Below are 13,223 nucleotides of genomic sequence, written 5' to 3' on the forward strand. Positions count from 1 at the left end.
GCGGACATTTGATAATTGTTTGCATTTGAACGTCAAGGCACTTAAGGACTGAAATGAAGTTTCTCTGCCCCTCCCAGGCCCTTGCACCCGACAGCAGCCTCGGTTTTGATATCGACGGCTGCAAACTGTTGGCCGTGAGGCGCGATGGGGTCGCCTACTTCTATCTCAACCGTTGCCCCCATCGCGGCATCCCGCTGGAATGGCAACCGCACCGCTTCCTCGATTCAAGCGCCAGCCTGATTCAATGCGCCACCCATGGGGCGCTGTTCCTGATCGAAAGCGGCGAATGCATCGCCGGCCCCTGCGAAGGGCAGAGTCTCACCGCCCTGCCCGGCCGCGAAGACGAACAGGGCCTGTGGGTGGAACTCTAGTCACCCAACAGCACCTTCAACGGGCGCTCGACGTAGATCTCTTCAGGCGTGACACGCACACCATACGCCAGCACCTCGACCCCAGCCGCCTTGGCCTCGCGCAACGCTGCGGCGTAACCCGCATCTATTTCCACCGCCGGGCGCACCGCATCGATCCCCGAGAGATTGACGCAATACAACTGCACCGCCCGCACACCTTCACGCGCCAGGTAAGCCAGCTCCCGCAAGTGCTTGGCGCCGCGCTGGGTCACAGCATCAGGGAACGCCGCCACTGAGCTGCCATCAAAGCCCAACGTGACACTTTTGACCTCCACAAACGCGGCCCCCTGCGGGTACTCCAGGCGAAAGTCGATCCGGCTTTTTTCCTGACCGTAAGGGACCTCTCGCTTCAACGCAGTGAAACCATTGAGCTCAGTGATGACGCCTGCAAGCAATGCCTCCTCGACCAACTGATTGGCGCGTGCCGTATTCACGCATGCCAGCCGGCCCTGGGGCGTTTCAGCAATTTCCCAGGTGCCTGGCAGCTTGCGCTTGGGGTCGTTGGAACGGCTGAACCAGACCTGGCCGCCTTCGACCATGCAATTAAGCATCGAACCGGTGTTAGGGCAGTGAATGGTGAGCAACTCGCCGGTAACGGTTTCGATATCGGTGAGAAAGCGCTTGTAGCGGCGGATCAGCCGCCCTTCTTCGAGGGGAGGATGAAAGCGCATCAGCCTTGCCAGCTCCGCAAGCCACGGGCAATCCGTTCCACTGCCTCTTGTAGCCGATCAAGGTTTTGCGTGTAGGCAAACCGCACGTGATGACCCGCTTGGTAACGCCCGAAATCCAGCCCCGGGGTGAAGGCCACATATTCTGTTTCCAGGAAATGCCGACAGAACGCGAAGGCATCACCGCCGAACGCGCTGATATCCGCATACAGATAGAACGCCCCTTCCGGCTCCACGGCGATCCCGAACCCCAACTCGCGCAGGGCCGGCAGCAGGAAGTCACGGCGTCGGCCAAATTCAGCGCGGCGCTCCTCCAGAATGCTCAGGGTTTGCGCAGTGAAACAGGCCAGGGCCGCATGCTGGGCCATGCTCGGCGCGCTGATGTAGAGGTTCTGCGCCAACTTCTCCAGTTCACCCACCGCTTCCGGGGGTGCCACCAGCCAGCCCAGGCGCCAGCCGGTCATGCCGAAATACTTCGAAAAACTATTCAGGACGAAAGCATCGTCATCGACTTCCAGCACGCTCGCGGCGTCTGCGCCGTAGGTAAGGCCATGATAGATCTCGTCCACCACCAAGTGACCGTCACGCGCCTTGATGGCACTCGACAGCCCGGCCAGCTCGTCGCGAGTGAGCATCGTCCCGGTGGGATTGGCCGGCGAGGCAACCAAGGCGCCCACGCTGTCCTGGTTCCAGTGTTCAGCCACCAGACCGGCAGTCAATTGATAGCGTACGTCCGGTCCCACCGGCACCAACTGCGCCGCGCCCTCCACCAGGCGCAAAAAATGCCGGTTGCAGGGGTAGCCTGGATCCGCCAACAGCCAGTGCTTGCCCGGATCCACCAGCAGGCTGCTGGCCAGTAACAGCGCGCCGGAGCCACCGGGCGTGATCAGAATGCGTTGCGCATCAATGTTCAACCCATAGCGTTGCTGATAGAAACCACTGATCGCGTCCCGCAACTCGGGCAGCCCACGGGCGGCGGTGTAGCGCGTCTTGCCGTTGGCCAGGGCCGCTTGACCAGCCTGGATAATCGGCTCGGCGGTAGTGAAATCCGGCTCGCCGATTTCCAGATGGATCACGTCGCGGCCGGCTGATTGCAGCTCATTGGCCCGCGCCAGTAACGCCATGACATGAAAAGGTTCGATGGCGCGACTGCGCGCACTGTAGGGCTGAGCCATTAGCCTTCCTTAGACGGTGAGGACAAAATCCGGATTCTACCGAACCCTGGCGCTAAAACATGCTCTATTGCCTGCCCGGCCGACTTGCCGGTGCGGGCAAGCGCCGGCAAAACGACTAAAATCAACAGTCGAGACAAGACATACCCAGCCACGACGGGGCACTGCAGTTTGCAACCCCGGCGCGACAGGGTCGACAACCGGGAGTGGCGCACCCCGAATCTATCTGGTAAGTTCGCCCGCTTGCAGCCGCAGGGCCGGCAGGTGTCGGTGACGTTGCAATCCTGCGCAATGGATTAGAAGAGTGAGAGGCGGTCTATTCATGTCCACCCTAGAAAAGCAAAGCATCAGCGGCTTCGAACCTTACGTAGAGAAGAAAGGTGAGGAGTACATGGGCGAGCCCATGCGCTTGCACTTCACCAAGATCCTGAACAAGTGGAAACAGGACTTGATGCAGGAGGTTGATCGTACCGTCGACCACATGAAGGACGAAGCAGCCAACTTCCCTGACCCGGCCGACCGTGCCAGCCAGGAAGAAGAGTTCGCCCTCGAACTGCGCGCACGCGATCGTGAGCGCAAGTTGATCAAGAAGATCGACAAGACCCTGCAACTGATCAAAGACGAAGAATACGGCTGGTGCGAATCCTGCGGCGTCGAAATCGGTATTCGCCGCCTGGAAGCCCGCCCGACAGCGGACCTCTGCGTAGACTGCAAGACCTTGGCCGAAATCAAGGAAAAACAGGTCGGCAAGTAATACCTGCCGAAACGAAGGAATGGGGCGTGCGAACGCCCCATTTTTGTTTCTGGCGTTTACCGATTTTCCAGTAGTATCCGGCCCATGACTGCCTCTACCTATATCGGGCGCTTCGCCCCCACGCCCAGCGGCCATTTGCACTTCGGCTCCCTGGTCGCCGCCCTCGCCTCCTACCTCGACGCCCGCGCCAATCAAGGCCGCTGGCTGATGCGCATGGAAGACCTCGATCCGCCCCGTGAAGAGCCCGGCGCCCAGGCGGCAATTCTGCATGCCCTGGAAAGCTACGGTTTTGAATGGGACGGCGAGTTGGTCCGGCAGAGCGAGCGACACGAGGCCTACGCCAAGGTGCTGAACGACCTGTTCAACCATGGCCTGGCCTACGCCTGCACCTGCTCGCGCAAACAGTTGGAGCCCTACAACGGGATTTACCCCGGACTTTGCCGCAATGCTGGCCACGACCAGCAAGATGCCGCCATCCGTCTGCGCGTGCCCGAGCTTGAATATCACTTTATCGACCGCGTGCAGGGCCCATTCCGACAACACCTGGGACGCGATGCGGGCGACTTCGTCATCCGCCGCCGCGATGGCCTGTACGCCTATCAATTGGCCGTGGTCCTGGATGACGCCTGGCAAGGGGTTACCGACATCGTGCGCGGTGCCGACCTGCTCGATTCCACGCCACGCCAGCTCTACCTGCAGGAATTGCTCGGCCTGCGCCAGCCGCGTTATCTGCATGTGCCGCTGATCGTCCAGCCGGACGGTAACAAGCTGGGCAAGTCGTACCGTTCGCCACCGCTGACCGCGGACCAGGCCACACCGCTGCTGCTCAGAGCCCTGCGCGCCCTTGGCCAGCCGGCCGGCAACGAGCTGCTTTACGCACGCCCCAGGGAACTGCTGGATTGGGGCATCCAGCAATGGGATGCCACATTGATCCCGCGCACACTCACGCTGGCCGAAGCGCAATTGAACTGAAGGCGCTTGCAGCTTGCCGGGCATCCGTTACCATCGCCGCAGTTCATTAATCAGAGGCCAACATGTACATCTATCGATTGGTCCTGCTGCTGGTCGTCGGGATCTACCTGTTTTCCCCCGCCATCATGGATTGGTGGATCGACGCCACGGGCGCCTGGTACCGCCCTTATCTGCTGTGGCTGATCCTGATCGTCGTGACCTTCATCCTGCAGAGCCAAAAAGATGCCGATGAGCTTTAGCCTCACCCAGATGCTGCTGATCAGCGCCGCCTACCTGGCGGCGTTGTTCGGCGTCGCCTGGATCAGTGAGCGCGGAATGATTCCGCGGGCGATCATTCGCCACCCGTTGACCTACACCTTGTCCCTGGGCGTGTACGCCAGCGCCTGGGCGTTCTACGGCACCGTCGGCCTGGCCTATCAATACGGCTATGGTTTCCTCTCCAGCTATCTCGGGGTGTCCGGCGCGTTCCTGCTGGCGCCGGTGCTGCTGTACCCGATCCTGAAAATCACCCGCACCTATCAGTTGTCTTCCCTGGCAGACCTGTTTGCCTTTCGCTTTCGCAGCACCTGGGCCGGCGCGCTCACCACGATTTTCATGTTGATCGGCGTGCTGCCGTTGCTGGCCCTGCAGATCCAGGCGGTGGCCGACTCCATCAGCATCCTGACCCGCGAGCCCGTGCAACATCGCGTTGCCCTGGCCTTCTGCGCCTTGATCAGCCTGTTCACGATTTTCTTCGGCTCACGCCATATCGCCACTCGCGAAAAACACCAGGGCCTGGTGTTTGCGATTGCCTTCGAGTCGGTCATCAAGTTGATTGCCATCGGCGGTGTCGGCCTTTATGCGCTCTACGGCGTGTTCGACGGCCCGCAACAGTTGGAGCTGTGGCTGCTGCAAAACCAGACCGCCCTTGCCGCCCTGCACACGCCTTTGCAGGAAGGCCCCTGGCGAACGCTGCTGCTGGTGTTCTTCGCATCGGCAATCGTGATGCCGCACATGTACCACATGACCTTCACCGAAAACCTCAACCCACGCTCGCTGGTCAGCGCCAGTTGGGGGTTGCCGCTGTTCCTGCTGTTGATGAGCCTGGCGGTGCCGCTGATTCTCTGGGCCGGCCTGAAACTGGGGGCCACCACCAATCCCGAGTATTTCACCCTGGGCATCGGTATCGCGGCCAACAGTCCGGCGCTGGCGCTGCTGGCGTATGTCGGCGGTTTGTCCGCGGCCAGCGGCTTGATCATCGTCACCACCCTGGCACTTTCCGGGATGGCGCTTAACCATCTGGTGCTGCCGCTGTACCAGCCACCGGCCGAAGGCAATATCTACCGCTGGTTGAAGTGGACGCGTCGCGCGTTGATCGTCGCGATCATCATGGCCGGCTACGCCTTCTATCTGCTGCTGGGCGCCGGACAGGACTTGGCCAACCTCGGCATCGTGGCCTTTGTCGCCACCTTGCAGTTCCTGCCGGGCGTGCTGTCGGTGCTGTATTGGCCCACCGCCAACCGCCGTGGCTTCATCGCCGGCTTGCTGGCGGGCATCCTGGTGTGGCTGGTCACCATGTTGCTCCCGCTGGTCGGCAACCTGCAGGGCTTCTACATCCCCTTGCTGAACATGATTTACGTGCTGGACGACACCAGCTGGCACATGGCGGCGATCGCCTCGCTGGCTGCCAACGTGCTGATGTTCACCCTGATCTCGCTGTTCACCAACGCCAGTCCCGAAGAAACCAGCGCCGCCGAAGCCTGTGCGGTGGACAACGTGCGCCGCCCGCAACGCCGCGAGCTGCATGCGGCCTCGCCCCAGGAGTTCGCCACGCAACTGGCCAAGCCGCTGGGTGCCAAGGCCGCGCAAAAGGAAGTCGAGCAAGCCTTGCGCGATTTGTACCTGCCGTTCGACGAGCGCCGCCCCTATGCCCTGCGGCGTTTGCGTGACCGTATCGAAGCCAACCTGTCCGGACTGATGGGCCCCAGCGTGTCCCAGGACATGGTGGAAACCTTCCTGCCCTACAAGGCGGGCGGCGAGAACTATGTGACCGAAGACATCCACTTCATCGAAAGCCGGCTCGAGGACTACCACTCGCGCCTCACCGGCCTGGCCGCCGAGCTCGATGCCCTGCGCCGCTATCACCGCCAGACCCTGCAGGAACTGCCGATGGGCGTGTGCTCCCTGGCCAAGGATCAGGAAATCCTGATGTGGAACAAGGCCATGGAAGAGCTGACCGGCATTGCCGCGCAACGCGTGGTCGGCTCTCGCTTGAATACCCTGGGCGATCCCTGGAAAGAACTGCTGCAAGGCTTTATCAACCTGCCCGACGAGCATTTGCACAAGCAGCACCTGGCCCTCGACGGCCAGACCCGCTGGCTGAACCTGCACAAGGCCGCCATTGACGAGCCGCTGGCCCCCGGCAACAGCGGCCTGGTGTTACTGGTCGAAGACCTCACCGACACCCAGATGCTCGAAGACAAGCTGGTGCACTCCGAGCGCCTGGCCAGCATCGGTCGCCTGGCCGCCGGCGTGGCGCACGAGATCGGCAACCCGATCACCGGCATCGCCTGCCTGGCGCAGAACCTGCGCGAAGAACGCGAGGAAGACGGCGAAATCACCGAGATCAGCGGGCAGATCCTCGAGCAGACCAAGCGCGTGTCGCGCATCGTGCAGTCGTTGATGAGCTTCGCCCACTCCGGCGCCCACCAGAATCAGGACGAAGCGGTGTGCCTGGCCGAAGTGGCGCAGGATGCCATTGGGCTGCTGGCCTTGAACCGGCGCAATTTCGAAGTACAGTTCTTTAACCTGTGCGATCCGGACCATTGGGTCGATGGCGACTCGCAACGCCTGGCCCAGGTGCTGATCAACCTGCTGTCCAACGCCCGCGACGCGTCCCCGCCGCACAGTGCGGTACGTGTCAAGAGCGAGGCTTTCGAGCACACGGTCGACCTGATCGTGGAAGACGAAGGCAGCGGCATTCCACAGAACATCATGGACCGATTGTTCGAACCTTTCTTCACCACCAAGGACCCGGGTGAAGGCACCGGTCTGGGCCTTGCACTGGTCTATTCCATCGTTGAAGAGCATTATGGACAAATCACCATCGACAGCCCGGCTGACACCGAAAGCCAACGCGGCACCCGGATTCGGGTGACCTTGCCGCGTCATGTCGAAGCGACGTCCGCTGTGAACTGAGACCGTCGAGAGAATTGAATCAATGCCGCACATTTTGATCGTCGAAGACGAAACCATTATCCGCTCTGCCTTGCGTCGCCTGCTTGAACGCAATCAGTACCAGGTCAGCGAAGCCGGCTCGGTACAGGAAGCCCAGGAGCGGTTCAGCATTCCCACGTTCGACCTGATCGTCAGCGACCTGCGTCTGCCCGGCGCGCCGGGTACCGAATTGATCAAGCTGGGCCAGGGCACGCCGGTGCTGATCATGACCAGCTACGCCAGCCTGCGCTCGGCGGTGGACTCGATGAAGATGGGCGCGGTGGACTACATCGCCAAACCTTTTGATCACGACGAGATGCTTCAGGCGGTGGCCCGCATCCTGCGTGACCGCCAGTCGGCCAGCAGTGCGCCGGTCGAACCACGTGCGGCGGGAAAAGCTGCCGAGAAACCGGGGGTCGATAACAGCAATGGCGAGATCGGCATCATTGGCTCCTGCCCGCCGATGCAGGACCTTTACAGCAAGATCCGCAAAGTGGCGCCGACCGACTCCAATGTCTTGATCCAGGGCGAGTCAGGCACCGGCAAGGAGCTGGTGGCCCGCGCCCTGCATAACCTGTCCAAACGTGCCAAGGCACCGATGATCTCGGTGAACTGCGCGGCGATCCCCGAATCCTTGATCGAGTCCGAATTGTTCGGCCACGAAAAAGGCGCGTTCACCGGTGCCAGCGCCGGGCGCGCGGGCCTGGTTGAAGCCGCCGACGGCGGCACGCTGTTCCTCGACGAGATCGGCGAGCTGCCCCTGGAAGCACAGGCGCGCTTGTTGCGCGTGTTGCAGGAAGGCGAGATTCGCCGGGTCGGTTCGGTGCAATCGCAAAAGGTCGATGTGCGCCTGATCGCCGCGACGCACCGTGATCTCAAGAGCCTGGCCAAGATCGGCCAGTTCCGCGAAGACTTGTATTACCGCTTGCACGTGATTGCGCTCAAGCTGCCGGCATTGCGTGAGCGTGGCGCCGACGTCAACGAGATCGCCCAGGCGTTCCTGCTGCGCCAGAGCGCGCGCATCAACCGTACCGACCTGAAATTTGCGCCGGACGCGGAGCAGGCCATCCGGCATTACTCATGGCCGGGCAACGTGCGCGAACTGGAAAACGCCGTCGAGCGTGCGGTCATCCTGTCGGAAAGCCCGGAAATATCCGCCGAGCTGCTGGGCATCGATATCGAACTCAGCGATTTGGACGACGATGACTTCATTGGCCTGGCGCCGCAACAGGGCGCAGGTAGCAACACCAGCCATGAGCCGACGGAAGATTTGTCCCTGGAAGATTACTTCCAGCATTTCGTCCTCGAGCACCAGGACCACATGACCGAGACCGAGTTGGCCCGCAAGCTGGGCGTGAGCCGCAAGTGCCTGTGGGAACGTCGCCAGCGCCTGGGCATTCCACGGCGCAAGACCGGCGTCGCCAGCGAAAGTTGAGGGGCCGCGCCACAGGTAACACGTGCTGATGTGAAAAAACTGTTACCGCGGATATTTCGCGTAACAAAAGCCGGGGCTTACGGTAACGAAGCCCCGGCTTTTTTTGGCCAGTCAAAAACCCGAATCAGCCTCAACCCCCCGGTTTTGCTGGGCGACGTGAAAGTTGGCACGCACCCTGCTATATGCTTAGTACAAAAACAATAACAAGCTTTGTACAAGACAATAAAAATAAGACGAATCGACTCACGCATAACAAAAACAACACGGCGGAGGCGCAGCTAACTGATTCTTTTGGAGAGGCGTTGCATTTGGGGCTTGCCCCGCAACCAGGCCGAGAACAACAAAAACTGCCCTAAGGCAGAGCCTGAACTGGTTGGATCGTAGATCAGCAACACAGCGACCAAAGCAATCCGTTTGCTCTTGACTCCCGATTGGGAGTGTCATGAAGGTGAAGCTTCATGGCGAGGGCGATCAACAAAAACAAGAAGCCCGACATCAATAATAAAAATAGAGCACGCAACTACTTCTGGGGGAGCTTCGGCTCCCCTTGTAGTTTCTGTAGTTTTCGACAGATCGCCCCTGAAGTGGCCTTCAAACGCTTTTGGCGCAACGCTCGCAGCTTGTTCCTACACCATCCCCTGACTAAATGCTAGAATCCCGGCCCATCATGCGGTCATTCTTCGTTATGGCCGAACATTCCTTCAAACAGTGCATCCCATGCTGAAGAAGTTGTTCCAGTCATTCCGTTCTCCCTTGCGTCGTACGCAACACATTCGCAGCACGCCTGAAGTGCTTAACAGCAGTCAGCATTCATTGCAGCGCGCTCAATTCAGCCGTTACGCCGTGAACATCGTCGAACGTTTGCAGAACGCCGGTTACCAGGCCTACCTGGTGGGCGGCTGCGTACGCGACATGCTGCTCAATATCACGCCGAAGGATTTCGACGTCGCCACCAGCGCCACACCTGAACAGGTGCGTGCCGAATTTCGCAATGCGCGGATCATCGGACGCCGCTTCAAGCTGGTGCACATCCACTTCGGTCGAGAAATCATCGAGGTCGCGACGTTCCGCGCCGGTCACCCGCAAAACGATGAAGAGGAAGACACCAACCAGTCTTCCCGCAACGAGAGCGGACGCATCCTGCGCGACAACGTCTACGGCACCCTGGAAGAAGACGCGCAACGCCGCGACTTCACCATCAATGCCCTGTATTACGATCCGGTCAGCGAGCGCATCCTCGATTACGCCAACGGCGTGCACGACATCCGCAACAACCTGATCCGCCTGATCGGCGACCCGACGCAGCGCTATCAGGAAGACCCGGTGCGCATGCTGCGCGCGGTACGGTTCGCCGCCAAGCTCAACTTCGGCATCGAGAAACACACGGCCGCGCCGATTCGCGAACTGGCACCGATGCTGCGGGAAATTCCGTCGGCTCGCTTGTTTGAAGAAGTGCTCAAGCTGTTCCTCTCGGGCTACGCGGCCGACACCTTTGAAATGCTCGTCGACCTGCAACTGTTTGATCCACTGTTCCCGGCCAGCGCCGAGGCCCTGGAATACAACCCGACGTATACCCATACCCTGATCAGCGAAGCGTTGGTCAATACCGACTTGCGCATCAAGCAGAACAAGCCGGTCACCCCGGCCTTCCTGTTTGCTGCGCTGTTGTGGCCGGCCCTGCCCAAGCGTGTACTGCGCTTGCAGGATCGCGGCATGCCGCCGATCCCCGCCATGCAGGAAGCCGCCCACGAATTGATCAGCGAGCAGTGCCAGCGCATCGCCATTCCGAAGCGCTTCACCCTGCCGATCCGCGAGATCTGGGACATGCAGGAGCGCCTGCCGCGTCGCAGCGGCAAACGCGCCGATCTGTTGCTGGAAAACCCGCGCTTCCGTGCCGGCTACGACTTCCTGCTGCTGCGCGAAAGCGCCGGCGAGCAGACCGACGGCCTGGGCGAATGGTGGACCGATTACCAGGATGCCAATGACAGCCAGCGCCGCGAGATGATTCGTGAACTCGGCAGCAAAGGCGACGGCACCGGCGAAGGGCCGAAAAAGCGTCGCCGCAGCTCCAGCAAGCGCAAACGCAGCGCCGCCGATGCCTCAGGCGCAACAGGCGAATAAACGTGGAACGTATCTACATCGGCATGGGCAGCAACCTCGCTGCCCCGCAACAGCAATTGCGCAGCGCTATCGACGCCTTGGCGCAATTGCCCGGCACCACCCTCGCCGGTGTATCCGCCTTTTATCAAAGTGACTCCCTGCTCCCGGGCCAACCGCGCTACACCAACGCGGTGGCGGCCCTGGACTGCGACCTTGCGCCGCTGGACCTGCTCGATGCACTGCAGGCCATCGAAAACGATCAGGGCCGCCAACGCGTCGAACGCTGGGGCCCTCGCACGCTGGACCTGGATATCCTGCTGTTCGGTGACCGCCTGATCGACGAGCCACGCCTCAAGGTGCCGCATTACCAGATGCACCTGCGGGCGTTCGTGCTTTATCCGCTGGCCGAGCTGGCGCCTGCGAACCTGCAACTGCCTGACGGGAAAAGCCTCAGCGGCCTGCTTGAAGCCTGCCCATTCGTCGGCCTGGAACGCTTACCTCTGTAGGAGCGAGCTTGCTCGCGAAAATCGTCAACGATAACGCGCACAGCCTGATTAAACGCGGTGCCTAAGCGTTCTTCGCGAGCAAGCTCGCTCCTACAATCGCGTCAGTAACAGCGGTAACACCGTCATCGTAACAATGCGGTAACACATCCAATTGACTTCCCGTGTCCTCCTCACGACTATAGGCGTCCCGCTGCCGCCAACCCGGCGCTGAAGGGCGCAATCCAGGCCTTACAAGCACTGCTCTCAAGACGGTGCGCCTGTATAAACGAAGACTCACGCGCGTTACTCGCTGTTTCCAAGCGCCTGAACGAGGACCCTTTTCATGCCAGACATTACCCTGACCACCTTGCAGAGCCTCAAGCTCAGAGGTGAAAAAATCACCATGCTGACCTGCTATGACGCCACCTTCGCCCACGCCAGTTGCCAGGCCGGAGTCGAGGTGTTGCTGGTAGGCGACTCACTGGGCATGGTGCTTCAAGGGAATGACAGCACGCTGCCCGTCACCACCGATGAACTCGCCTACCACACCGCCAGCGTCAAGCGTGGCAATGACGGTGCGTTTATCATCGCCGACCTGCCATTCATGGGCTATGCCACCCTCGAACAGACCTTCCAGAACGCAGGCAAACTGATGCAGGCGGGTGCGCACATGATCAAGGTCGAAGGCGCCGTATGGCTCGCCGAGTCGATCCGACTGCTGGCTGAGCGCGGCGTGCCGGTATGCGCGCACATGGGCCTGACGCCGCAGTCGGTCAATCTGCTCGGCGGCTACAAGGTACAGGGCCGCAATGAAGCCCAGGCGCGCCAGATGCGTGCCGATGCCATTGCCCTGGAACAAGCCGGCGCCGCAATGATTCTGCTGGAGTGCGTGCCCAGTGAACTGGCCGCCGAAATCACCCAGGCCGTCAAGGTACCGGTGATCGGCATCGGTGCCGGCGCCGCCACCGATGGCCAGGTGCTGGTGCTGCACGACATGCTCGGCCTGTCGATCAGCGGCCACGTACCCAAGTTCGTGAAGAACTTCATGGCCGGCCAGCCCAGTATTCACGCCGCACTGAGCGCTTACGTCAGCGAAGTCAAAGCCGTGACCTTCCCCGGCACCGAACATGGGTTTTCTGCATGAACACCGTTAAAACCCTACGTGAACTGCGCGCCGCCGTGACCCACGCGCGCAGTGCCGGCAAGCGCATCGGCTTCGTGCCGACCATGGGCAACCTGCACAGTGGCCACGCCACCCTGGTGACCAAGGCCGCGCAGCAGTCGGACTTCGTGGTGACCAGCATTTTCGTCAACCCATTGCAATTCGGTGCCGGCGAAGACCTGGACAAATACCCGCGCACCCTCGCCGCCGATCAGGAAATGCTGCTGCAAGCCGGTTGCAACCTGCTGTTCGCGCCCACGGTCGAGGAAATGTACCCCGGCGGCATGACCGGCCAGACCCGCGTCAGCGTCCCCCATCTGTCCGAAGGCCTCTGTGGGGCCAGCCGTCCAGGGCATTTCGAAGGCGTGGCCACGGTGGTCAGCAAGCTGTTCAACATGGTCCAGCCGGATATGGCCGTATTTGGCCAGAAGGACTATCAGCAACTGGCGGTGATCCGCGCCATGGTGCATGACCTGAACATGCCGATCCAGATCATCGGCGAGCCGACCGTACGCGCAACTGATGGCTTGGCGCTGTCATCGCGCAACGGTTACCTCACCCAGGAGCAACGCGCGGCTGCCCCCGTGCTGTACCGCAGCCTCAGCCAGATGGCCGCCGCCATCAAGAGCGGTGAGCGGGATTTCGCCACACTGTGCGCCGAGCATATCCAGCAGATCGAAGCCGCCGGCTTGCGCATGGACTACCTGGAAGTGCGCCAGGGCGTGCACTTGCGCCCGGCCACGCCCGAGGACCGGGACATTGTGATCCTGGTGGCGGCCTATCTGGGCGCAACTCGCCTGATCGACAACCTGCACTTGAACCTCGACTGACCCTTCTGGGCACCCCGCCGATTGCCTTCATCGCTGCGCC

12 protein-coding genes are annotated in these 13,223 nt (G+C 61.2%); 10 read left to right on the forward strand and 2 right to left on the reverse strand.

What is annotated here, in order from left to right:
• The first annotated feature begins 53 nt into the window (after positions 1-53).
• The gene (locus MRY17_RS21895; protein WP_191953201.1) at positions 54-371 is read left to right on the forward strand and encodes a Rieske (2Fe-2S) protein; all 318 of its coding nucleotides are present in this window, start codon (positions 54-56) and stop codon (positions 369-371) included.
• Here the strand turns inward: MRY17_RS21895 and sfsA are convergent.
• Together sfsA and MRY17_RS21905 are read right to left on the reverse strand one after the other, a co-directional pair.
• Positions 368-1,081, reverse strand: a complete 714-nt coding sequence (gene sfsA / locus MRY17_RS21900; RefSeq protein ID WP_181285572.1) for a DNA/RNA nuclease SfsA — start codon at positions 1,079-1,081, stop codon at positions 368-370. The genes MRY17_RS21895 and sfsA overlap by 4 nt on opposite strands.
• Complete coding sequence (locus MRY17_RS21905) at positions 1,081-2,253, reverse strand: pyridoxal phosphate-dependent aminotransferase (protein WP_181285570.1); 1,173 nt, start codon at positions 2,251-2,253, stop codon at positions 1,081-1,083. Before MRY17_RS21905 ends, sfsA begins: the two co-directional genes overlap by 1 nt.
• Before the next feature lie 319 nt (positions 2,254-2,572).
• Here MRY17_RS21905 and dksA point away from each other — a divergent pair, with 319 nt between their 5' ends.
• From dksA to panC, 9 genes are all read left to right on the forward strand, one after another.
• Positions 2,573-3,004, forward strand: a complete 432-nt coding sequence (gene dksA / locus MRY17_RS21910) for an RNA polymerase-binding protein DksA (protein WP_057725035.1) — start codon at positions 2,573-2,575, stop codon at positions 3,002-3,004.
• Between the two features lie 84 nt (positions 3,005-3,088).
• On the forward strand, positions 3,089-3,976 hold the full coding sequence (gene gluQRS / locus MRY17_RS21915) for a tRNA glutamyl-Q(34) synthetase GluQRS (RefSeq protein WP_243352847.1): 888 nt from the start codon (positions 3,089-3,091) through the stop codon (positions 3,974-3,976).
• Positions 3,977-4,038: 62 nt separating this feature from the next.
• Positions 4,039-4,215 (forward strand): hypothetical protein, encoded by a 177-nt coding sequence (locus MRY17_RS21920; protein WP_003176118.1) that lies wholly within the window; start codon positions 4,039-4,041, stop codon positions 4,213-4,215.
• Positions 4,199-7,153: a sensor histidine kinase gene (locus MRY17_RS21925; RefSeq protein ID WP_162276150.1), complete on the forward strand. Its 2,955-nt coding sequence runs from the start codon at positions 4,199-4,201 to the stop codon at positions 7,151-7,153. Before MRY17_RS21920 ends, MRY17_RS21925 begins: the two co-directional genes overlap by 17 nt.
• Positions 7,154-7,175: 22 nt before the next feature.
• Positions 7,176-8,606 (forward strand): sigma-54-dependent transcriptional regulator, encoded by a 1,431-nt coding sequence (locus tag MRY17_RS21930; protein ID WP_057725032.1) that lies wholly within the window; start codon positions 7,176-7,178, stop codon positions 8,604-8,606.
• A 717-nt stretch (positions 8,607-9,323) separates the two neighbouring features.
• On the forward strand, positions 9,324-10,727 hold the full coding sequence (locus tag MRY17_RS21935) for a polynucleotide adenylyltransferase PcnB (RefSeq protein WP_191955813.1): 1,404 nt from the start codon (positions 9,324-9,326) through the stop codon (positions 10,725-10,727).
• Positions 10,728-10,729: 2 nt separating this feature from the next.
• The gene (gene folK, locus MRY17_RS21940; protein ID WP_181285563.1) at positions 10,730-11,212 is read left to right on the forward strand and encodes a 2-amino-4-hydroxy-6-hydroxymethyldihydropteridine diphosphokinase; all 483 of its coding nucleotides are present in this window, start codon (positions 10,730-10,732) and stop codon (positions 11,210-11,212) included.
• 322 nt (positions 11,213-11,534) lie between these two features.
• Positions 11,535-12,335 carry a 3-methyl-2-oxobutanoate hydroxymethyltransferase gene (panB, locus tag MRY17_RS21945; protein ID WP_057725029.1) on the forward strand — a complete coding sequence of 267 codons (801 nt, stop codon included), beginning with the start codon at positions 11,535-11,537 and terminating at the stop codon, positions 12,333-12,335.
• Positions 12,332-13,183, forward strand: coding sequence for a pantoate--beta-alanine ligase (gene panC / locus MRY17_RS21950; protein WP_191953206.1), 852 nt, complete (start codon positions 12,332-12,334; stop codon positions 13,181-13,183). Before panB ends, panC begins: the two co-directional genes overlap by 4 nt.
• Positions 13,184-13,223: the final 40 nt, after the last annotated feature.

Source organism: Pseudomonas orientalis, assembly GCF_022807995.1.
Lineage (GTDB): Bacteria > Pseudomonadota > Gammaproteobacteria > Pseudomonadales > Pseudomonadaceae > Aquipseudomonas > Aquipseudomonas orientalis_B.

Excerpts from the sequence above, each read along its gene's own strand:
- panC (WP_191953206.1), top strand. The coding sequence starts at position 12,332 with ATGAACACCGTTAAAACCCTACGTGAACTGCGCGCCGCCGTGACCCAC.
- panB (WP_057725029.1), top strand. The coding sequence starts at position 11,535 with ATGCCAGACATTACCCTGACCACCTTGCAGAGCCTCAAGCTCAGAGGT.
- sfsA (WP_181285572.1), bottom strand. The coding sequence starts at position 1,081 with ATGCGCTTTCATCCTCCCCTCGAAGAAGGGCGGCTGATCCGCCGCTAC.
- MRY17_RS21935 (WP_191955813.1), top strand. The coding sequence starts at position 9,324 with ATGCTGAAGAAGTTGTTCCAGTCATTCCGTTCTCCCTTGCGTCGTACG.
- MRY17_RS21930 (WP_057725032.1), top strand. The coding sequence starts at position 7,176 with ATGCCGCACATTTTGATCGTCGAAGACGAAACCATTATCCGCTCTGCC.
- MRY17_RS21920 (WP_003176118.1), top strand. The coding sequence starts at position 4,039 with ATGTACATCTATCGATTGGTCCTGCTGCTGGTCGTCGGGATCTACCTG.
- MRY17_RS21895 (WP_191953201.1), top strand. The coding sequence starts at position 54 with ATGAAGTTTCTCTGCCCCTCCCAGGCCCTTGCACCCGACAGCAGCCTC.
- dksA (WP_057725035.1), top strand. The coding sequence starts at position 2,573 with ATGTCCACCCTAGAAAAGCAAAGCATCAGCGGCTTCGAACCTTACGTA.
- MRY17_RS21925 (WP_162276150.1), top strand. The coding sequence starts at position 4,199 with ATGCCGATGAGCTTTAGCCTCACCCAGATGCTGCTGATCAGCGCCGCC.
- gluQRS (WP_243352847.1), top strand. The coding sequence starts at position 3,089 with ATGACTGCCTCTACCTATATCGGGCGCTTCGCCCCCACGCCCAGCGGC.
- MRY17_RS21905 (WP_181285570.1), bottom strand. The coding sequence starts at position 2,253 with ATGGCTCAGCCCTACAGTGCGCGCAGTCGCGCCATCGAACCTTTTCAT.